The following is a 20661-nucleotide window of genomic DNA, read 5'->3' as shown; positions in this document are numbered from 1 at the left end:
AGCGGAAAGAAGGAGAAAAAGAATGCCGCGTTTTTCAGCCAATCTGTCGATGCTCTTCGGCGAGCATGAATTCCTCGATCGCTTCGATGCGGTAGCCCGCGCCGGCTTCAAGGGCATCGAATATATCGGCCCCTACGACCATGCGCCCGATGTCGTTGCCGCGCGCCTGAAGAAGAACGGCCTCAGCCAAGTCCTCTTCAACCTGCCGGTCGGCGACTGGGCGAAGGGCGAGCGCGGCATCGCCGCGCTGCCCGACCGCGTGCCGGAATTCCGCCAGGGTGTCGCCAAGGCGATCGCTTACGCCCACGCGCTGGGCTGCGAGCAGATCAACTGCCTTGCCGGCATCGCGCCGCAGGGCGCCGATCGCACCGTGCTGGAAAACGTCTTTGCCGAGAACCTCGCCTTCGCGGCCGAGAAGCTGGAGCAGGCCGGCATCAGGCTGCTGATCGAGCCGATCAATACCCGCGACATTCCGGGCTTCTTCCTGAACCACACGCACCAGGCGCTGGCGCTGATCGACCGCATCGGCTCGAAGAACGTGTTCCTGCAATACGACATCTACCACATGCAGATCATGGAGGGGGATCTCGCCCGTACCATCGAGGCGAACCTCGGCCGCATCGCGCATATCCAGCTTGCGGACAATCCCGGCCGTCACGAGCCGGGGACGGGCGAGATCAACTATCCCTTCCTCTACGAGCACATCGACCGTCTCGGCTATTCCGGCTGGATCGGCGCCGAATACAAGCCGAAGGCCGGCACGGAGGCAGGACTCGGCTGGTTCCGGGAATTCGCCGGGCAGGGGAGTGCGGCGGCTTAGGTGCCAGGAATTGTGAAGCGTCGGCGCTTGCCCCTCACCCTTACCCTCTCCCCGTGAAGAACGGGGAGAGGGGGGCGCCGGCGCTGGAGCGCTCCCTTCTCCCCGTCACTACACGGGGAGAAGGTGCCGGCAGGCGGATGAGGGGCGGCGCCAACCCGTCGATACATTTGAAGAAAGACGTCTAGGGAGCAAGACAATGGAAACCATCGGCTTCATCGGGCTGGGCATCATGGGCGCGCCGATGGCGGGGCATCTGCTCGACGCAGGCTATCCGGTCGTCGCCAGCGACCATCGCTCCAAGCCACCGGCCGATCTCGTCGCCAAGGGGCTGAAAACGGTCCGCGGCAATGACGCGGTGGCCAAGGCCGCCGACATCATCATCACCATGGTTCCGGATACGCCGCAGGTCGCCGACGTGCTCTTCGGCGAGAATGGCGTCGCTTCAGGTCTGTCCAAGGGCAAGCTCGTCATCGACATGAGCTCGATCTCGCCGATCGAGACCAAGGAATTCGCCAAGAAGATCAACGATCTCGGCTGCGACTATCTCGACGCGCCGGTGTCGGGCGGCGAGGTCGGCGCCAAGGCGGCCTCGCTCACCATCATGGTCGGCGGCGAGGAAAAGGCGTTCGAGCGCGCCAAGCCCGTGTTCGAGAAGATGGGCAAGAACATCACGCTGGTCGGGCCGAACGGTGTCGGCCAGACCACCAAGGTGGCAAACCAGATCGTGGTGGCGCTCACCATCGAAGCCGTCGGCGAAGCTCTTGTTTTCGCCTCAAAGGCGGGCGCCGATCCGGCGAAGGTCAGGCAGGCGCTGATGGGCGGGCTCGCCGCCTCGCGCATCCTGGAAGTGCATGGCGAGCGCATGATCAAGCGGACCTTCGCGCCGGGCTTCCGTATCGAATTGCACCAGAAGGACCTCAATTTGGCGCTCGAAGGCGCCAAGGCGCTCGGCGTTGCGTTGCCCAACACCTCGACGACGCAGCAGCTGTTCAATTCCTGTGCCGCCAATGGCGGATCGAAGGAAGACCACTCGGCGCTGGTGAGGGCGCTGGAGCGGATGGCAGGCCACGAAGTGGCCTAGCAGCGAATAGCGAATAGGGAGTAGCGAATAGAGGTTGCAGGCCCGAAGGCATCGTGTCCCGAATATTCGCTATTCGCTATTCGCTATTCGCTATTCGCTAGGAATTTCCTCGCCGCATAGAGGCTCACCGCCGCAGCGTTCGACACGTTGAGCGAGCGGATGGCGCCGGGCATGTCGAGGCGGGCGAGCGCGGTCACCGTCTCTCGCGTCTTCTGGCGCAGGCCCTTGCCTTCGGCCCCAAGCACCAGCGCGATCTTGTCGCCGTCGAATGTCTTTTCGAGCTCGGCCGGCCCGTCTGAATCGAGCCCGATCGTCTGGAAGCCGGCCTCGTGCAACTGGCCGAGCGCGTCGGCCAGGTTCTTCACCTCGATCTGGTCGATATGCTCCAGCGCGCCGGAAGCCGATTTCGCCAATACGCCCGATTCCTGCGGGCTGTGGCGCGCCGTGGTGATCAGCGCGCCGGCGCCGAAGGCGACCGCCGAGCGCAGGATCGCGCCGACATTGTGCGGGTCGGTCACCTGGTCGAGCACCAGCACCAGCTTGGTGTCGCCAAGCGCGTCGAGACGCTTGGGCTTAAGGGGTTCCGCCTCTATGAGCACGCCCTGGTGCACGGCGTCCGAACCGGTGATCCTGTCGATGTCCTTGGGCTCGACCAGCTCGGCCTTGAAGGGCAGGACGGCAAGCTCGCCGATCGAAAGCCGCTCGGCGGCGTTGCGCGTCACCAGCATCTTTCTGATCTTGCGCCGGGGGTTGTCGAGGGCGGCGCGCACTGTATGCAGGCCATAGAGCCGCACCAGCCCGTCGGCGGGGCCTTCGCCCGCCGGCACCGGCTGGCGCGGCCGGAATGCCGGCGCGCCGCCGGCCTTCTGGTCGCGATGCGCGCGCCGAAGCTTGGCGTAGTGGGTGTCCTTCGGGGTGCCCGGCTTGTTGCTTTTGTTGTCGCTCATGCGGCTTCTATAGCGGTCCCGCCCGACTAAGGATATGGCCGTGTCGACGAATGCGGGACATCATCGAAAAACCGCCACTACGCCGGTTGACACCCACCGGCCTTGCCGCCATAAGGCGCATCGCTGATTTCGGAGAAAGTCCCTACTCGGGCTCCGGATCGGCGTGAATGACTCGTTGCATGGCTCCGGCGGCAGACTGGAGAGGTGCCCGAGTGGTTAAAGGGGACGGACTGTAAATCCGTTGGCTTAGCCTACGTTGGTTCGAATCCAACCCTCTCCACCACTGCCGGCCCGGAAGCCCTGAAACGAAAAGTCTCGGACCGAAAAGTGCATGGCGCTTTTCGGGTGAATCCGGTACTTCAGTGTAAGGCGCGGGTATAGCTCAGTGGTAGAGCAGCAGCCTTCCAAGCTGAATATGCGGGTTCGATTCCCGCTACCCGCTCCAGATTTCCATCCGCATCGCCGTTCCCACGAAAAGGCCGCGCGCCGAAGCGCGCAGCGCATTTCGCTTGATCCGCGTCCTAGCTGCTGAAAGCCGAGGCGACCTGATGCTGTTGCGGGATCTGGCCGTTGGGCGTCAGCTTGTCGACGATGCCGGGCAGCGCCGATGAGAGTTGCTGCAGCAGCTCCTGCTCGTTCAAGCCCGTGCGCTGCGCGATCTCGCGAATGACCTGCGGCCCGATCGCGGCGCCGAGATCGTTGGCGTTGATCGGCTGGTTCTGGCCGGTGCCGACCCAGGAATCGGCGACGCCGCCGTGCCCGGCATCCTTCAGCTTGTCGAGCAGGCCGCCCAGTCCGCCGAGCAGGCCGCCGTCGGCCGAGGTGCCGGCACCCGCGGGAGTAGGGACCGGAGCTTGAGGTTCGGCCGGCTGTTCCTCGCTCTTGCCGCTCAGCATCTTGCCGACCAGCAGCGCGCCGAGCGCGATCATCAGCGGTTTGGTGATGTTGCCGCCGGGAACGGCGTTGTCAAAAAGGCCCATCGTGGATCTCCTATCAACCAATTCCGCCCGGCGCCAAAATGGCGCAGCCGGGGGGGATTTCAAGCTGTCTTGAGCTTTTGGCAATCATATGAAAATGATTGGCATGGCGGGGATTGGAGGGAAAAGATGGGCATCATCAGCTGGATCATTCTCGGCGTCATCGCCGGCTTCATCGGCAGCAAGATCGTCAACAAGACCGGCCAAGGCATGATAATGGACATCGTGCTCGGCATCGTCGGCGCAATCGTCGGCGGTGTGATCTTCAGCGCTTTCGGCGCATCGGGCGTCACCGGCCTCAACATCTGGAGCCTGATCGTCGCCGTCATCGGCTCGGTCGTCGTGCTCTGGGCCTACCACCAGATCAGCGGCAAGCGCACGCTGTAGAAACAGGAACCCGCAGCTCGTTCGGCCGCGGACGATCGCCGGATTTTGGGCCGGTCGCGGCGCGCGATCGCGGCGACGGTATATTGACAAGCGATCCCGCCCGACGCCGCTGGAAAGCGGGCAGGGCGCCAGGCTGTGCGGATCGGATGCCTCAGGCAACCACGGTCAGGCGCCGCCGTCTTTCATCGAGCGAGACGATGGCGAGGCCGCTGCCGACGACCAGCAGGATGCCGCAGACGGCGAGCGCATTGGGAAACTGCCCGAACACGAGCAGGCCGGAAATCACCGCCCAGACGGTGAAGCAGTAATAGAAGGGTGCGACCGCGCTGGTCGGTCCGACGCGATAGGCCATGAAGATGAAGAAATGGCCGAAGATCAGGAACAGGCCGGCGCCGGCGATCAGCAAGAGGTGGCGACCCTCCGGCATCGTCCATTGCTCGGAGACGAGATGCGCTATGCCTGAGCCGATCACCACCACCACGACGGCGGAGATGGCGACGATCATGCCTGGCACCTCGGCGCCCACTTTGCGTCCGGCAAGGTCGCGCGCCGCTGCCAGGGCCGCGTTGCCGAGCGCCAGCAGGGCATAGACGGAAATGCCTTGCATGGTCGGCTGCGCCACCATGAGAGCGCCGATAAAGCCGAGGCCGATCAGCGCCATGCGCGCGGCGCCGATCTTTTCGCCGAACAGGATCGAGGAGCCGACCAGCATCAGCAGCGGCGTGATCTGGCCGAGCGCCGTCGAATCGGCGATCTGCATGTTGGCCAAGGCCACGACGTAGCAGAGGATCGCGGCGAGCTCGCAAAGATTCCGCCGCAGCACCTTGCGCTCGAAAAGCAGCGGGATCTGCCTGCCATAGCCCAGCATGAAGAGCAGCGGCACACCCCACAGCGTCGCGGCGACGCCGCGCAGGAAGAGCACCTCGTATGGCGGCAGTCCGGTGGTCGCGAGCTTCATCATCGTGTCGTTGACGAGGTAGGAGCCCGTCGAGACGATCATGAACAGGGGACCGCGGATATTTGCCGGAATGAACTGCATTCGCCGAAGAAATCAGAGCCATGTCGCGGCGGCAATGGGCCAGTTCCGGGCGATCGGGCTGCTATCCGCGGGAATCTGTTGATGAGGTGTCCGAGACGTGGATGGCCGCCTATTTGAATTCATCCACGGCGGCCCTATATCCGCGTCACGTCCCCTGTAATCGGATCATTGGTTCGGTCGAGTGCGAGAACGCTCGGCTACAAGGTACTTGTGTTTTTCGGCCGTTGTCGCTAATCGCCCCGCATTCGACTGAACTGAAGGTCAAGGCCGCCCAAGGAAAGAGACTATGGCAAAAGGTAAATTCGAGCGCACCAAGCCGCATGTGAACATTGGCACGATCGGTCACGTCGATCATGGCAAGACGTCGCTGACGGCGGCGATCACGAAGTATTTTGGCGAATACAAGCGCTATGACCAGATCGACGCGGCGCCTGAAGAGAAGGCGCGCGGCATCACGATCTCGACGGCGCATGTCGAGTATGAGACGGCCAACCGTCACTATGCCCACGTCGACTGCCCCGGCCACGCCGACTATGTGAAGAACATGATCACCGGTGCTGCGCAGATGGACGGCGCGATCCTGGTGGTTTCGGCCGCCGACGGCCCGATGCCGCAGACCCGCGAGCACATCCTTTTGGCCCGTCAGGTCGGCGTGCCCTCGATCGTGGTGTTCCTGAACAAGGTCGACCAGGTCGACGACGCCGAGCTCTTGGAGCTGGTCGAGCTCGAGGTTCGCGAACTGCTGACCAAGAACGAGTTCCCCGGCGACGACATTCCGATCGTCAAGGGCTCGGCGCTGGCTGCGCTTGAGGATTCCAACAAGACCATCGGCGAGGATGCGATCCGCGAGCTGATGGCTCAGGTCGATGCCTACATCCCGACGCCGGTGCGTCCGCTGGACAAGCCGTTCCTGATGCCGATCGAGGATGTGTTCTCGATCTCGGGCCGCGGCACGGTCGTGACCGGCCGCGTCGAGCGCGGCGTGGTCAAGGTCGGCGAGGAACTTGAGATCGTCGGCATCCGTCCGACCACCAAGACGACCTGCACGGGCGTCGAGATGTTCCGCAAGCTGCTCGACCAGGGCCAGGCCGGCGACAACATCGGCGCGCTGCTGCGCGGTGTCGACCGTGAGGGCGTCGAGCGCGGCCAGGTTCTGGCCAAGCCGGGTTCGGTCAAGCCGCACAAGAAGTTCGTGGCCGAGGCCTACATCCTGACCAAGGACGAGGGCGGCCGTCACACGCCGTTCTTCACCAACTACCGTCCGCAGTTCTACTTCCGCACGACCGACGTGACGGGCATCGTGACGCTGCCGGCCGGCACCGAGATGGTGATGCCCGGCGACAACATCACCGTCGACGTCGAGCTGATCGTGCCGATCGCGATGGAAGAGAAGCTGCGCTTCGCCATCCGTGAAGGCGGCCGCACCGTCGGTGCCGGCATCGTCGTCACCATCAAGGAATAATCGATCCGGCATCAGCCGGTTCGAGAAGGAAAGGGCGGTCTTCGGGCCGCCCTTTTTCGTTTCCGGCGCTCCGAAGGTGAAGTATCGCGCCAGGCCTTTCAAAGCTGTTTGCAAGCGACATCGCTGCAACTAGTATGGGTTGTACCCGTGGGGGCTTTGCAAGCGTGGTTCGGGAAAGCCGTTCAGACAGCATTCGGTGGTGGCGCTGGCCGATCCGGCTGGGCTTGGCCGCTGCCGTGGGGCTGGCCACGTTTACCGCCGCAGCCAAGGAAGAGGCACCCGACCTTGGTCCGCCGATGCGCTTTGCCGTCGTGCGCAGCAGCGCGCCTGGCTGTGAGCCGAACTGCCCCGAGTGGATTTCTGCGGAAGGCACCATCGAGGCCGGCACGCCGGCCCTGCTCAGGCGCCTGCTGAAGACGCTTGCCGGCCGGCAATTGCCGGTCGTCGTCAATTCCCCGGGCGGCAATGTCGATGCCGCGCTGCAGCTCGGCCGCATGATCCGCAAGAACAAGCTCGACATCGCCGTAGGCACGACGGAGTTTTCCGGCTGCTCGCCGGAGATGAAGAATTGCCGGGACAATGACGGCAAGGCCGCGCCGTATTCCGGCATCGCCTATGACAGCGGCGCGATGTGCAACTCGGCCTGTCCGCTGATGTTTTCCGGCGGCGTGCGCCGCGTCGTCGGCGAGTGGGCCTTTCTCGGCGTCCACCAGATCACCACGACATACCACAGGGAAAAGCTGCTTTACCGCACCACCTACAAAATCGTGAACGGCAAGAAGAAGATCCTCGGCACTAGAATCGTCAGCCGCAAGAACGCCGGCAGCTACAAGACCTTCGAGATGAGCAAGGCGGTCGAGAAGCGGCTCTCGGCCTATTTGAGGGAAATGGGCATCGAGCAGGGTGTGCTGGAGGTGATGAAGGCGACGCCGGCCAGTGACATAAGGCAGATCGAGCCAGAGGACATGCTGGAGATGAAGCTCGTCACCAGTCTCGATTCGCTCGACATCATGACGGCGGGAAGCGTGTGCCGGCGCGATCCGGCGCCGGTGAACTGCCGCGAAATACCAGCGGGCGGCGAAGCCAGGCCGGTCGAGATGGCGACCGCCGAGGCCAATCCCGCGTCTGCCTCTCTGCAGGTCGAGGTTGCGCCGCCGAAGGAGGCGCAGGATATGCGCTTCGTCCTGGTTCGCGGCAGCAACCCGCTCTGCAATCCCGATTGCCCGGAGTGGATTTCGGCGGAAGGAACGATCGTTGCCAACACGCCCGACAGGCTGCGCGAGCTGCTCGACACAGTCGGCGGGCGCAGGCTGCCCGTCGTGGTCAACTCGCCGGGCGGCGACATACAGGGTGCGCTCGCCGCCGGCCGGCTGATCCGCGAGCGCAGGCTGGATGTCGCGGTCGCCCGGACGGATTTTCTCGATTGCGATCCGGGCGCCACTGGGTGCGGCGCCAAGGATGGTCTCCATACCGGCCTCACCATTGACGCCGGCGCCGAATGCGACGCGGCCTGCGCGGTGATGACCGCCGGTGGCTCCAAGCGCCTGGTTGGCGCCGATGCGCATTTCCTCATTCACTCCATGGGCATGGAAGAAAAGGTTAGAGCCTATCTCGAGGAGATGGCGATCGGCTCGGGCCTGTTCGCCGCGATGCAGTCGGCACAATATGCGAAGCACAGGGAGCTCAGTCAGGACGAATTGGCGAAGTTCGGATTGACGACCGGGCGCCAGTCGGTGGATGCGCTGACGGGCGCCACCATCTGCAAATCGTCGCCGAAGCCCGACAACTGTCGGATTCTGCCGTCCGCCAATGCCGAGGCGGAGGCGCCGGCAAAACTGTAGCGCGGCGCGCCAACTGGCCATTGAGGCAGGTTGAGCCATGGACGGCCTTGCCGCTATCGTCGGGGCCCTTCCGGAACGAGGATCGGCAATGCGCGAGGATGTCCCGACTTTGTTCGAATGGGCCGGTGGCGCGGAGGCGCTCAACCGGCTGACGCGGACCTTCTACGACAAGGTCGGGCGAGACCCGATCGTCGGCCCGGTGTTCAAGCACATGTCGCCGGATCATCCGGCGCATGTCGCGGCCTTCATCGGCGAGGTTTTTGGCGGACCGAAGACATACAGCGAAAAGCATGGCGGCCACCGCGAGATGGTCATGCACCATCTCGGCAAGCACCTGACGGAGGAACAGCGGCGGCGCTGGATCAACCTCCTTGCCGACGCGGCGGACGAGGTCGGCCTGCCCGACGATCCGGAATTCCGTTCCGCCTTCATGGGCTATGTCGAATGGGGATCGCGGCTGGCCAAGATGAATTCCAATCTCGGCGAGACCTGCGACCCGGAGACCGAACCGATGCCCGCCTGGGGCTGGGGCGTGCCGGGCGGGCCTTACAAGCCGCCGGTCGGGAAATCGTAGCCAGAAGATGCTGGGTTTCTGCAAAAATCCGAAAAGATGACGCCGCAAAGTGACGGCACGGTCGTTGCATCAATGTGAGACGACCTTGCATGCTGATCGCCCATCTCCCGTCGGGCTATATTCTGGGAAGACTTGCGCGAAGACGGTGGCGGGAGGTGCCAGGCATCGTGACTGCCGCAATGCTCGGCAGCGTCGTCCCGGACATCGACATGCTCTATTTCCACCTGATCGATGGCGGTCGCACCCACCATCACGCCTATATCACACACTGGCCGTTGTTCTGGGTGGTGATTGGATCGGCAAGCCTCTCAGTCGGTCGGTTGCTCGGTTTACCGCATCTGCCATCGATCGCCGCCTTCTTTGCCGGAGCCATGTTGCATATGGCGCTCGACACGGTGGCGTCGCCGATCATGTGGCTGGCGCCATTCAGTCGTCATCCCTTTGAGCTCGTGGCGATTCCGGCCAGCTATGGGAACTGGGTGCTGAGCTTCGTTCTGCATTGGACTTTTGGGCTTGAACTCGTGATTTGCACCTGGGCCTTGTGGCTTGGATGGCCGCGACCGCCACTTCCGGTCGACACGCCTCAAAAGGGCACTTGAGTTCTCATCGGCTTTGTGAAATAGCAGCGCCCGTATACGGGCATAGCTCAGTTGGTAGAGCGGCGGTCTCCAAAACCGCAGGTCGTAGGTTCGAGCCCTGCTGCCCGTGCCATTCCTTCAAGGGATCAGGCATCTGGCGATCACCTTGATCGCCGAGTTGCCGAAATCAGCCTCACACATCTCTTGGACAAGCCGCGCGCATTGCCACCCTTGATGTTATCCACGTCGATGGCTGACAGCACGTTCTCAGCCCGAAGTAGTTTCGGCCCGGCTGGCACTGTCCATCGCGCACACTTGAGAATCGAATACGCTATGGCATATTCGAAACTGATTTATGGCGCCTCAACATATAAGTACGATGGATATCAAGGGAATCGACCTCAACCTCCTCGTATCGCTCGACGTATTGCTGAAAGAGCGAAATGTCACACATGCGGCCGCACGGCTTAACTTGAGCCAGCCCGCGCTATCCGCCCAACTCAGCCGGCTCCGACAAGCATTCGAGGATCCGCTTCTTATCCCTGCAGATAACGGACGCGGAATGGATCCGACAGCTCTGGCGCTCGAACTAGTCGAGCCTCTCCACACCGCCCTTAAGGACCTGGAGGTTTTGGTCCGGCGTCGGCCTCGCTTCGACGCGTTAAATGATATCCGCGATTTTCGGATCGCAACCACAGACAATGGCGTCGTGGTAATCGGCTTGCCGCTGTTGCGGCGACTACAAACCGAGGCTGGCTCAGGGATTCGGCTGGCCTTTCGCCTGCTTGATAGCACCGGATCGACGGAACAGGTCGACCGAGACGACATCGATCTCCTCATCGCACCTCCGAGCATGGTTCCATCGATGTTGAAAAGCCGTCGCCTTTACGACGAAACCTATTCGATGGTGCAGCGCAAATTCCATCCTCGAGGTAATCGGCGGCCGGACCTCGATGCCTACTGTGCGTTGGATCATATTCTAGTTTCCCTGGATGGAGGCGGGTTCGAGGGGAGAGTCGATAAAGTTCTGGCTGAAACCGATCGCAGCCGGCGTGTCGTCTTATCTATGCCCAGTTTTACCCTAGTGCCGCCCGTGCTTCGCACCACGGATTATGTCTGCACAATGCCGACCCGGTTCGTCCGCACTCTCGACGATGACTGTGAATGCTTTGAGCTACCGTTTCTTGTTCCGGGTTTCGCCATGCATATGGCCTGGTACGCGCGGCATCACCACGACCCGGCCAATCTCTGGCTCCGCCAACAAGTGCTGGGAACGGCGCAAGGCGCTGAAGCACCCTAAGAGACCGTTCGAAGCCATTGCGGAGAGCGGGCGATCTGCGGTTCTCGACGAAACGCTGGCGCATTTAAATGTTTCAGCGTTGTTAAGACCGGGGCTTGCCTGCAGGGACCGTTTTGGCCAGTTGATGTCGCTCCGATTAATTCGGCGACCAATCCTCGGGCGCGGTGCTGCTACCCAAGAACGCTTCAATAATGTGGGAGAGAGCTTCGGGCCGTTCGTCGGGGATGAAGTGACCCGTATTCTCCATCAAAACCGGCGTTACCGAGCGCGCCACTTGTCGCATGCTTTCCGCCACCATAGATCCCAGTCCATACTTGGCTCCAATGGCTAAAACTGGAATAGTTAGCGGCGTTCGCGACAATTCGGTGTTGTCAGCGATATCGCGGTCAATCGTCCGATAGAGTTGAAGACTTGTCGCCAGCCGGCCGGGCCGTGCGTAGCTGTTTTCGTAATAGGTGATGACTGCTTCTGAGAAGCTGCCAGGAACGATGTGGAATCCTCTATTGCGGTAGAACCAATCTAAGAATTCTTTCTCGTGTCCCGCGAGAACTTTCTCAGCAAAGTCGGGGATCTCAAAGAAACCAAAGAACCACAATGGGTTGTGAAGAAGGGGAGCGAACTGTTTCGTGGTCCAGGGGCCGTCGGGAGCACCCTCCGCGACTATAAGTTTGTCAACAGCATCGCGGTGGATAGCGGCGTAGGCATAGGCTACGGGACCACCCCAATCATGGCCGACTACAGTTGCTCGCAAATAGTCAAGCCTCGTCATCAACTGGAAAAGATCTTCGGCAAGCGTCTTGCGGTCATATCCCGTTGATGCAATTTGTGATTCTCCGAATCCGCGTAGGTCGACGGCAATAACGGTGTGCTTCGTTGCAAGGAGAGGCATCATTTTACGCCACTCGTGCCAATCCTCCGGCCACCCATGGATGAGCAGAATCGGCGATCCTTTCCCGCCGATCACGTAGTGAATGCGCACGCCATTAACGTCAGCGAATTGGGATCGAAAGCCGGCGGGGATACCGGTCATACTGTCAGCTCGAATTGAGCCTTGGTCCTTGCCTTGGACGCCAGCGTTCGTTGGACCCGCAAGAAATAGCATCGCGGTTGCAGTTGCCGAGAGAATGAGAGTTTGCATCGCGCGCATTACGTCGCCCTTCCGGAAGTTTTCCGGGGCAACATTCAGTACCGCCCCGCTTGCAAACGGATATGCAGCCTTCCTGCTCATCCAGCAAAATCGATTGTCGCTATACGACCTATAAGGGGAATGGATAGACACCCGTGCCAGCGATTGAGCGGCTAGTTCAAGAGCGACTGTTCCTCCATAGGGCAGCCGACGATATGTGCGCTTTCTATGCGAAGCGCATCAAGCAGGCAGAGCGCCCGTTCAATATCACCATGAGCTGCCGTCGCAGGTCGTAGGTTCGAGCCTGCCGCCGTGCCATCCTGAAGTTGCGGACCGGTGATCAGGGTGCTCTGCCGTTGAAAACCGGCGGGTGGCTTGCCATATGGGGCAAATTGGGGCATAAGCCCCGCATAGCCGGGACGGAACGACTGGATGGTTCCGAGGCGGCGCTCGAACATAAAGCGGAACACTTGCCACTTGCGTGGACCAAGAATCGGTTTTATGTAGACTGAACAGACACGCGACGCGTGGAGCTGGGAAGCCGGCTTTACGCGTCTGATTTGCGTGGGCGAAATGGTGGCGCTGACTCGGCGTCGGCACGTAACCCAGGCGGCACGTCCCGGCCAGCGGGATCATCCAGGAGACCCGGCCAACGGGTCTTGAAGACAGAGCGGCAGATGGCTTCGAAAACCACTAATCCTTTCACCTTTCTCCAGCAGGTGCGCGCGGAGACGGCCAAGGTGACATGGCCCTCGCGCCGCGAGACCATGATCTCGACGGTGATGGTCCTGGTGTTCGCGGTCATCGCCATGATCTTCTTCTTCGCCGCCGACATAGCCATGGGCTATGCGATCGAGTGGATCCTGGGCCTCGGGCATTAATTCGGCGATTACGGAGAGTCGTGAAATGGCTGCGCGCTGGTACATCGTCCACGCTTATTCGAACTTCGAGAAGAAGGTCGCCGAGGACATCGAGAACAAGGCCAAGCAGAAGGGTCTGTCCGGCGAGATCGAGCAGATCGTGGTGCCGACCGAGAAGGTCGTTGAGATCCGCCGCGGCCGCAAGGTCGACGCCGAGCGCAAGTTCTTCCCGGGCTATGTGCTTCTGAAGGCCAACCTGACTGACGCTGTCTTCTCGCTGGTCAAGAACACGCCGAAGGTCACCGGCTTCCTTGGCGACTCCAAGCCGGTGCCGATCACCGAGACCGAGGCGCAGCGCATCCTGAACCAGGTTCAGGAAGGCGTCGAGCGGCCGAAGCCGTCGGTCACCTTCGAGATCGGCGAGGCGATCCGCGTTTCGGACGGCCCGTTCGCATCCTTCAACGGCTTCGTCCAGGAAGTGGACGAGGAGCGGGCGCGCCTCAAGGTGGAAGTTTCGATCTTCGGGCGCGCGGTGCCCGTCGATCTGGAATTCGGACAGGTCGAAAAGGGCTGATCCGAATACCCGCGCCCGAAGAGCGTCGGGAGGCGGCGCGAATGTCGCGCTGCCATGAACGGGTGGGAGGCGAAAGCGGCTTAGCCGGCCGCTGGAACCGCACCACCAGACTGCAACCGCCGGCGTTTCCCAGATGGTGGGGCCGGCACGAGAAAAGGCAGGAATAGAGATGGCTAAGAAAGTTGCAGGCCAGCTCAAGCTCCAGGTTGCCGCGGGCTCGGCCACGCCGTCGCCCCCGATCGGCCCGGCGCTTGGTCAGCGCGGCATCAACATCATGGAGTTCTGCAAGGCGTTCAACGCGCAGACCCAGGAACTGGAGAAGGGCTCGCCGATCCCGGTCGTCATCACCTACTACCAGGACAAGTCGTTCACTTTCGTCATGAAGACGCCGCCGGTGAGCTACTTCCTGAAGAAGGCCGCCAACCTCAAGTCGGGCTCCAAGGAGCCGGGCAAGGTCAAGGCCGGCACGATCTCTCGCGACAAGGTGCGCCAGATCGCCGAGCAGAAGATGAAGGACCTGAACGCAAACGACGTCGAGGCGGCCATGCGCATGGTCGAGGGCTCCGCCCGCTCGATGGGCCTGGAAGTGGTGGGCTGAGATCATGGCAAAGATTGCAAAGCGTGTATCCAAGACCCGCGAAGGCATCGATCCGAACAAGGCCTATGCGCTCGCTGAAGCGCTGCAGCTGTTGAAGGACCGGTCTTCGGTGAAGTTCGACGAGACCGTCGAGATCGCCATGAACCTCGGCGTCGATCCGCGCCATGCCGACCAGATGGTCCGCGGCGTGGTCAACCTGCCGAACGGCACCGGCCGCTCGGTGCGCGTTGCCGTGTTCGCGCGCGGCGACAAGGCCGAGGAAGCCAAGGCCGCCGGCGCCGATATCGTTGGCGCCGAGGATCTGGTCGACATCGTCCAGAAGGGCACGATCGATTTCGATCGCTGCATCGCCACCCCGGACATGATGCCGCTGGTCGGCCGCCTGGGTAAGGTGCTCGGCCCGCGCGGCATGATGCCGAACCCGAAGGTCGGCACCGTGACCCCCGATGTCGCGGCCGCCGTCAAGGCTTCGAAGGGCGGCGCCGTCGAGTTTCGCGTCGAGAAGGCCGGCATCGTACAGGCCGGCGTCGGCAAGGTCTCGTTCGACGTCAAGGCTCTGGAAGAGAATGTGCGGGCCTTCGCCGATGCGGTGAACAGGGCCAAGCCCGCCGGCGCCAAGGGCAACTACGTCAAGAAGGTGTCGGTCACCTCGACGATGGGGCCCGGCCTCAAGCTCGACATCGCGACGCTCGCCGCGTCGTAACTGTCGCCTGACCGGTTTCAGGCCGGTCGCACCAAGAATTCCGGACCGCCGATTCGTCGGCGGCCCGGTACCCCGGAAGCCGAAAGGTTTCCGGATATCCTGTCCGAGATTGCAGGCGGCCCAAAGCCTTAATTCACCTGGGCCTGCATGAGACGGGTGAAGACCCGACAAAGGAGCGAACGCTCCAATGAAAGGTTCGAACCGTGTTTGCCTTTTGTCAGCGCATCGCCGGCTTGGCCGTCGGTGTGGCGAAAGGGGGCAGGATCCTCGAGCGCCGTTCGGGAGATCCGTTTTTGGATAGCCCGGCCGGCAAAAGGCAACCCGACTTCTGACCTCGTGAATGAGGCAGGGGTCAACTGGAGATAGGCAGTGGACAGAGCGGAAAAACGCGAACTCGTCACGGGCCTGAACGAAGCGTTCTCGAACGCGGGTTCAGTCGTCGTGGCCCACTACGCCGGTATCACCGTCGCGCAAATGAACGACCTCCGGTCGAAGATGCGCGCCGCCGGTGGCACCGTCAAAGTCGCGAAGAACCGTCTCGCCAAGATCGCTCTTCAGGGCACGGACTCCGCATCGATCGTCGATCTGTTCAAGGGACAGACGCTGGTCGCTTATTCGGAGGATCCGGTTGCGGCGCCGAAGGTCGCGTCCGATTTCGCCAAGGGGAATGACAAGCTGATCATTCTCGGCGGCGCAATGGGCTCGACTGCGCTCAACGCCGACGGTGTCAAGGCACTCGCCACGATGCCGTCGCTCGACGAGCTGCGCGCCAAGCTGGTTGGCATGATCGCCACGCCGGCAACCCGGATCGCCCAGATCGTCAATGCGCCCGCGGCTTCGGTCGCGCGTGTCATCGGCGCTTACGCCCGGAAGGACGAGGCGGCATGAGGCCGTTCCTCGCTGTCAACAACACACGTTCGAACCTAGTAAAGGAATACAAAAATGGCTGATCTGGCAAAGATCGTAGACGACCTTTCGAAGCTGACCGTCCTCGAGGCGGCTGAGCTGTCGAAGCTCCTGGAAGAGAAGTGGGGCGTTTCGGCCGCCGCTCCGGTGGCGGTTGCCGCTGCTGCCGGTGGCGCTGCCGCCGCCGCTGCTCCGGCCGAAGAGAAGACGGAATTCGACGTCGTTCTCGCCGACGCCGGCGCCCAGAAGATCAACGTCATCAAGGAAGTCCGCGCCATCACCGGCCTTGGCCTCAAGGAAGCCAAGGACCTGGTCGAAGCGGCTCCGAAGCCGGTCAAGGAAGGCGTTTCCAAGGCCGATGCCGACAAGTTCAAGGCTCAGCTGGAAGCAGCTGGCGCCAAGGTCGAGCTGAAGTAAAGGCGAGGGCGGACGGTCTCGCGCCGTCCGCCCCCTCCCTTGGCAAAGGGAGGCATGCGTTGCGCGAGACGTTTGAAAACCTCTTTCCTGAGGGCCGGAAGCGGCCTTCAGGAAACGGGTTTTCTCCCGTTTTAGCCGGCAGCCGCCAAGCGATTGGACAGGGCTGCCGGAAAACAGACAAGGGCAGCCGGCGAGGTGGCCCGTTGGTGCAAGGCGAACCGCGGCGAGGTTCGTCCCGAGTTTTGAGCTAAGGAGCGACGATGGCCCAGACCCAGACTTTCAATGGCCGCAGACGCGTACGCAAGTTCTTCGGAAAGATCCCGGAAGTTGCGGAGATGCCGAACCTTATCGAGGTTCAGAAGGCATCCTATGACCAGTTCCTGATGGTGGACGAGCCCAAGGGCGGGCGTCCTGACGAGGGACTGCAGGCCGTTTTCAAGTCGGTCTTCCCGATCTCCGATTTTTCCGGCTCCTCGATGCTGGAATTCGTGAAGTATGAGTTCGAAGGACCGAAATTCGACGTTGACGAATGCCGTCAGCGCGACCTGACCTATGCCGCGCCGCTCAAGGTGACGCTGCGCCTCATCGTGTTCGATATCGACGAGGACACCGGTGCGAAGTCGATCAAGGACATCAAGGAGCAGGACGTCTACATGGGCGACATGCCGCTCATGACGTCGAACGGCACCTTCATCGTCAACGGCACCGAGCGCGTCATCGTCTCGCAGATGCACCGCTCGCCGGGCGTCTTCTTCGACCATGACAAGGGCAAGTCGCACTCGTCGGGCAAGCTTCTGTTCGCCGCGCGCGTCATCCCCTATCGCGGCTCTTGGCTCGACATCGAGTTCGATTCCAAGGACGTCGTGCACGCCCGCATCGACCGCCGCCGCAAGATTCCGGTGACGTCGCTGTTGATGGCACTCGGCATGGACGGCGAGGAGATCCTGTCGACCTTCTACAACAAGATCACCTACAAGCGCGCCGGCGACCACTGGCGCATCCCGTTCAATGTCGAGCGTTTCCGCGGCCTGAAGGCCGTCGGCGACCTGGTCGACGCCGACACCGGCGAGATCGTCGTCGAGGCCGGCAAGAAGATCACCGCCCGCCAGGCCCGCCAGCTCGGCGAAAAAGGCCTCAAGGCTATCAAGGCGACCGACGAGGACCTGCTCGGCAACTATCTGGCCGAGGACATCGTCAACTACGCCACCGGCGAGATCTTCCTCGAGGCCGGCGACGAGATCGACGACAAGACGCTGAAAGTGCTGCTCGGCACCGGCGAGGACGAGATCCAGATCCTGGATATCGACCACGTCAATGTCGGCGCCTACATCCGTAACACTTTGGCCGTCGACAAGAACGAGAGCCGTCAGGACGCGCTGTTCGACATCTACCGCGTCATGCGTCCGGGCGAGCCGCCGACGCTCGAGACCGCCGAAGCCATGTTCAACTCGCTGTTCTTCGACAGCGAGCGCTATGACCTGTCGGCCGTCGGCCGCGTCAAGATGAACATGCGCCTCGAGCTCAAGGCCGAGGACACCGTGCGCGTGCTGCGCAAGGAAGACATCCTGGCCGTGGTCAAGACGCTGGTGGAGCTGCGCGACGGCAAGGGCGAGATCGACGACATCGACAATCTCGGCAATCGCCGCGTGCGCTCGGTCGGCGAGCTGATGGAGAACCAGTACCGCGTCGGCCTGCTGCGCATGGAGCGCGCGATCAAGGAGCGCATGTCCTCGATCGAGATCGACACGGTCATGCCGCAGGACCTGATCAACGCCAAGCCGGCGGCCGCCGCCGTGCGCGAGTTCTTCGGCTCCTCGCAGCTGTCGCAGTTCATGGACCAGACCAACCCGCTGTCGGAGATCACCCACAAGCGCCGCCTGTCTGCCCTTGGACCGGGCGGTCTGACCCGCGAGCGCGCCGGCTTCGAGGTGCGCGACGTGCACCCGACGCATTACGGCCGCATCTGTCCGATCGAGACGCCGGAAGGCCCGAATATCGGCCTGATCAACTCGCTCGCCACCTTCGCGCGCGTCAACAAGTACGGCTTCATCGAGAGCCCGTACCGCAAGATCGTCAACGGCAAGCTGACCAACGAAGTCGTCTATCTGTCGGCGATGGAAGAGGCCAAGCACCACGTCGCGCAGGCCAACGCCGAGCTCGACAAGAACGGCGGTTTCGTCGACGAGTTCGTCATCTGCCGTAACGCCGGCGAGGTGATGATGGCGCCGCGCGAGAACGTCGACCTGATGGACGTGTCGCCGAAGCAGATGGTGTCGGTCGCCGCGGCGCTGATCCCGTTCCTCGAGAACGACGACGCCAACCGCGCGCTGATGGGCTCGAACATGCAGCGTCAGGCCGTGCCGCTGGTGCGCGCCGAGGCCCCGTTCGTCGGCACCGGCATGGAGCCGGTCGTTGCCCGTGACTCGGGCGCCGCTATCGGCGCCCGTCGCGGCGGCATCGTCGACCAGGTGGACGCGACGCGTATCGTCATCCGCGCCACGGAAGATCTCGATCCTGGCAAGTCCGGCGTCGACATCTACCGGCTGATGAAGTTCCAGCGTTCGAACCAGAACACCTGCATCAACCAGCGTCCGCTGGTGCGCATGGGCGACCGGGTCAACAAGGGTGACATCATCGCCGACGGTCCGTCGACCGAGCTCGGCGATCTGGCGCTCGGCCGCAACGTGCTGGTCGCGTTCATGCCTTGGAACGGCTACAACTACGAGGACTCGATCCTGCTCTCCGAGCGCATCGTGGCCGACGACGTCTTCACCTCGATCCACATCGAGGAGTTCGAGGTCATGGCCCGCGACACCAAGCTCGGACCGGAGGAAATCACGCGCGACATTCCGAACGTTTCGGAAGAAGCGCTGAAGAACCTCGACGAGGCCGGCATCGTCTATATCGGCGCGGAAGTGCAGCCGGGCGACATCCTGGTCGGCAAGATCACGCCGAAGGGCGAAAGCCCGATGACGCCGGAAGAAAAGCTGCTGCGCGCCATCTTCGGCGAGAAGGCCTCCGACGTTCGCGACACCTCCATGCGCATGCCTCCGGGCACCTTCGGCACGGTCGTCGAAGTGCGCGTCTTCAACCGCCACGGCGTTGAGAAGGACGAGCGCGCCATGGCGATCGAGCGCGAGGAGATCGAGCGCTTGGCCAAGGACCGCGACGACGAGCAGGCGATCCTCGACCGCAACGTCTATTCGCGCCTTTCCGACATGCTGGTCGGCAAGGATGCGATCGCCGGACCGAAGGGCTTCAAGAAGGGCTCGAAGCTGTCGAAGGACACGCTCGACGAGTATCCGCGCTCGCAGTGGTGGCAGTTCGCCGTGGAGAACGAGAAGCTCCAGAGCGAGCTCGAAGCGCTTCGCGGCCAGTACGACGACTCCAAGAAGGCGCTCGAGCAGCGCTTCATGGACAAGGTCGAGAAGGTGCAGCGCGGCGACGAAATGCCTCCGGGCGTCATGAAGATGGTCAAGGTCTTCGTGGCGGTGAAGCGCAAGATGCAGCCGGGCGACAAGATGGCCGGCCGTCACGGCAACAAGGGTGTCGTGTCGCGCATCGTTCCGGTCGAGGACATGCCTTTCCTCGAGGACGGCACGCATGCCGATATCGTGCTCAACCCGCTGGGTGTGCCGAGCCGCATGAATGTCGGCCAGATCTTGGAGACGCATCTGGGCTGGGCCTGCGCCGGCATGGGCAGGAAGATCGGCGAGCTGATCGACGCCTACAAGGCCGGCGGCGACATCAAGCCGCTGCGCAAGACGCTGGAAAGCTTCATGCCTTCCAACGACCGCAACGAGCCGATCCGCGAGTATGACGACGAGAGCATCATTCGCCTGAGCGAGCAGATGCGCCGCGGCGTCTCCATCGCGACCCCGGTGTTCGACGGCGCGCACGAGGCCGACATCAACACCATGCTGGAGCAGGCTGGCCTGCACACCAGCGGTCAGTCGCAGCTCTATGACGGCCGCACCGGCGAGCCGTTCGATCGCAAGGTGACGATGGGCTACATCTATATGCTCAAGTTGCATCACCTGGTGGACGACAAGATCCACGCGCGCTCGATCGGTCCGTATTCGCTCGTCACCCAGCAGCCGCTGGGCGGCAAGGCGCAGTTCGGCGGTCAGCGTTTCGGCGAAATGGAGGTCTGGGCGCTGGAAGCCTATGGCGCCGCCTACACGCTGCAGGAAATGCTGACGGTGAAGTCGGACGACGTCGCCGGCCGTACCAAGGTCTACGAGGCGATCGTCAGAGGCGACGACACGTTCGAGGCCGGCATCCCCGAGAGCTTCAACGTTCTCGTCAAGGAAATGCGCTCCCTCGGCCTCAATGTCGAACTGGAAAACACCAAGGTCGACGAAGCCGTGCGGCTGCCCGACGCAGCTGAATAAGGCAATGGCGCGCCGCTAGCCAAGAAGCGGCGCGCCCCTCAAATTCTTCGGCCGGTCAGGCCGGCCAGTCTGCGGGC

Annotated in this window: 20 protein-coding genes and 3 tRNA genes; 18 read left to right on the top strand and 5 right to left on the bottom strand. The window is 62.5% G+C overall.

Features of this window, described 5'->3' with window-relative positions:
• Positions 1-22: 22 nt before the first annotated feature.
• Together otnI and EJ070_RS27295 are read left to right on the top strand one after the other, a co-directional pair.
• Entirely contained in the window at positions 23-820 is a 798-nt protein-coding gene (gene otnI / locus EJ070_RS27300; protein ID WP_126094131.1) for a 2-oxo-tetronate isomerase, read from the top strand.
• A gap of 196 nt (positions 821-1016) precedes the next feature.
• A complete protein-coding gene (locus tag EJ070_RS27295) occupies positions 1017-1901 on the top strand; it encodes a 2-hydroxy-3-oxopropionate reductase (RefSeq protein ID WP_126094130.1) in 885 nt (294 codons plus the stop codon).
• An 83-nt stretch (positions 1902-1984) separates the two neighbouring features.
• On the opposite strand, the gene EJ070_RS27290 is transcribed toward EJ070_RS27295, so the two are convergent.
• Positions 1985-2848, bottom strand: a complete 864-nt coding sequence (locus tag EJ070_RS27290) for an RNA methyltransferase (protein ID WP_126094129.1) — start codon at positions 2846-2848, stop codon at positions 1985-1987.
• Positions 2849-3046: 198 nt separating this feature from the next.
• On the opposite strand from EJ070_RS27290, the gene EJ070_RS27285 reads away from it, so the two are divergent.
• Positions 3047-3131, top strand: a tRNA-Tyr gene (locus tag EJ070_RS27285).
• Positions 3132-3219: 88 nt separating this feature from the next.
• Positions 3220-3293, top strand: a tRNA-Gly gene (locus EJ070_RS27280).
• A gap of 76 nt (positions 3294-3369) precedes the next feature.
• On the opposite strand, the gene EJ070_RS27275 is transcribed toward EJ070_RS27280, so the two are convergent.
• The gene (locus EJ070_RS27275) at positions 3370-3828 is read right to left on the bottom strand and encodes a YidB family protein (RefSeq protein WP_126094128.1); all 459 of its coding nucleotides are present in this window, start codon (positions 3826-3828) and stop codon (positions 3370-3372) included.
• A 126-nt stretch (positions 3829-3954) separates the two neighbouring features.
• On the opposite strand from EJ070_RS27275, the gene EJ070_RS27270 reads away from it, so the two are divergent.
• Entirely contained in the window at positions 3955-4212 is a 258-nt protein-coding gene (locus EJ070_RS27270; RefSeq protein WP_126094127.1) for a GlsB/YeaQ/YmgE family stress response membrane protein, read from the top strand.
• Between the two features lie 151 nt (positions 4213-4363).
• Here the strand turns inward: EJ070_RS27270 and EJ070_RS27265 are convergent, their stop codons facing one another.
• On the bottom strand, positions 4364-5251 hold the full coding sequence (locus EJ070_RS27265) for a DMT family transporter (protein WP_126094126.1): 888 nt from the start codon (positions 5249-5251) through the stop codon (positions 4364-4366).
• Positions 5252-5537: 286 nt separating this feature from the next.
• Here EJ070_RS27265 and tuf point away from each other — a divergent pair, with 286 nt between their 5' ends.
• The 6 genes from tuf (at position 5538) to EJ070_RS27235 (ending at position 11006) form a co-directional block, all read left to right on the top strand.
• Positions 5538-6713: an elongation factor Tu gene (gene tuf / locus EJ070_RS27260; RefSeq protein ID WP_095805843.1), complete on the top strand. Its 1176-nt coding sequence runs from the start codon at positions 5538-5540 to the stop codon at positions 6711-6713.
• A gap of 296 nt (positions 6714-7009) precedes the next feature.
• Positions 7010-8554: a hypothetical protein gene (locus tag EJ070_RS27255; protein WP_126095921.1), complete on the top strand. Its 1545-nt coding sequence runs from the start codon at positions 7010-7012 to the stop codon at positions 8552-8554.
• Positions 8555-8642: 88 nt separating this feature from the next.
• The gene (locus tag EJ070_RS27250; protein WP_126094125.1) at positions 8643-9128 is read left to right on the top strand and encodes a group II truncated hemoglobin; all 486 of its coding nucleotides are present in this window, start codon (positions 8643-8645) and stop codon (positions 9126-9128) included.
• 89 nt (positions 9129-9217) lie between these two features.
• Entirely contained in the window at positions 9218-9727 is a 510-nt protein-coding gene (locus tag EJ070_RS27245) for a metal-dependent hydrolase (RefSeq protein WP_126094124.1), read from the top strand.
• Positions 9728-9763: 36 nt separating this feature from the next.
• Positions 9764-9839 (top strand) — tRNA-Trp (locus tag EJ070_RS27240).
• 246 nt (positions 9840-10085) lie between these two features.
• Positions 10086-11006, top strand: a complete 921-nt coding sequence (locus EJ070_RS27235; RefSeq protein ID WP_126094123.1) for a LysR family transcriptional regulator — start codon at positions 10086-10088, stop codon at positions 11004-11006.
• A 136-nt stretch (positions 11007-11142) separates the two neighbouring features.
• Here the strand turns inward: EJ070_RS27235 and EJ070_RS27230 are convergent, their stop codons facing one another.
• Both EJ070_RS27230 and EJ070_RS27225 read right to left on the bottom strand, forming a co-directional pair.
• Positions 11143-12234: an alpha/beta hydrolase gene (locus EJ070_RS27230; RefSeq protein ID WP_126094122.1), complete on the bottom strand. Its 1092-nt coding sequence runs from the start codon at positions 12232-12234 to the stop codon at positions 11143-11145.
• A 71-nt stretch (positions 12235-12305) separates the two neighbouring features.
• Complete coding sequence (locus EJ070_RS27225; protein ID WP_126094121.1) at positions 12306-12602, bottom strand: hypothetical protein; 297 nt, start codon at positions 12600-12602, stop codon at positions 12306-12308.
• 207 nt (positions 12603-12809) lie between these two features.
• Here EJ070_RS27225 and secE point away from each other — a divergent pair, with 207 nt between their 5' ends.
• The 7 genes from secE (at position 12810) to rpoB (ending at position 20584) form a co-directional block, all read left to right on the top strand.
• Positions 12810-13013, top strand: a complete 204-nt coding sequence (gene secE, locus EJ070_RS27220; protein WP_040974128.1) for a preprotein translocase subunit SecE — start codon at positions 12810-12812, stop codon at positions 13011-13013.
• Positions 13014-13038: 25 nt separating this feature from the next.
• The gene (gene nusG, locus EJ070_RS27215) at positions 13039-13566 is read left to right on the top strand and encodes a transcription termination/antitermination protein NusG (RefSeq protein WP_126094120.1); all 528 of its coding nucleotides are present in this window, start codon (positions 13039-13041) and stop codon (positions 13564-13566) included.
• A gap of 169 nt (positions 13567-13735) precedes the next feature.
• On the top strand, positions 13736-14164 hold the full coding sequence (gene rplK / locus EJ070_RS27210; protein ID WP_059189557.1) for a 50S ribosomal protein L11: 429 nt from the start codon (positions 13736-13738) through the stop codon (positions 14162-14164).
• A gap of 4 nt (positions 14165-14168) precedes the next feature.
• Positions 14169-14867, top strand: coding sequence for a 50S ribosomal protein L1 (gene rplA, locus EJ070_RS27205; protein ID WP_126094119.1), 699 nt, complete (start codon positions 14169-14171; stop codon positions 14865-14867).
• Between the two features lie 369 nt (positions 14868-15236).
• Complete coding sequence (rplJ, locus tag EJ070_RS27200) at positions 15237-15755, top strand: 50S ribosomal protein L10 (RefSeq protein WP_126094118.1); 519 nt, start codon at positions 15237-15239, stop codon at positions 15753-15755.
• 54 nt (positions 15756-15809) lie between these two features.
• Entirely contained in the window at positions 15810-16190 is a 381-nt protein-coding gene (gene rplL, locus EJ070_RS27195; RefSeq protein ID WP_040983055.1) for a 50S ribosomal protein L7/L12, read from the top strand.
• 260 nt (positions 16191-16450) lie between these two features.
• Complete coding sequence (rpoB, locus tag EJ070_RS27190; protein WP_126094117.1) at positions 16451-20584, top strand: DNA-directed RNA polymerase subunit beta; 4134 nt, start codon at positions 16451-16453, stop codon at positions 20582-20584.
• Positions 20585-20661 lie beyond the last annotated feature (77 nt).

Origin of the sequence: Mesorhizobium sp. M1E.F.Ca.ET.045.02.1.1 (assembly GCF_003952485.1) — a bacterium.
In the GTDB taxonomy this organism is placed as follows: Bacteria; Pseudomonadota; Alphaproteobacteria; order Rhizobiales; family Rhizobiaceae; genus Mesorhizobium.
The sequence above is the reverse complement of the archived record's forward strand: the minus strand, read 5'-3'. Positions and strand labels throughout refer to the sequence as shown.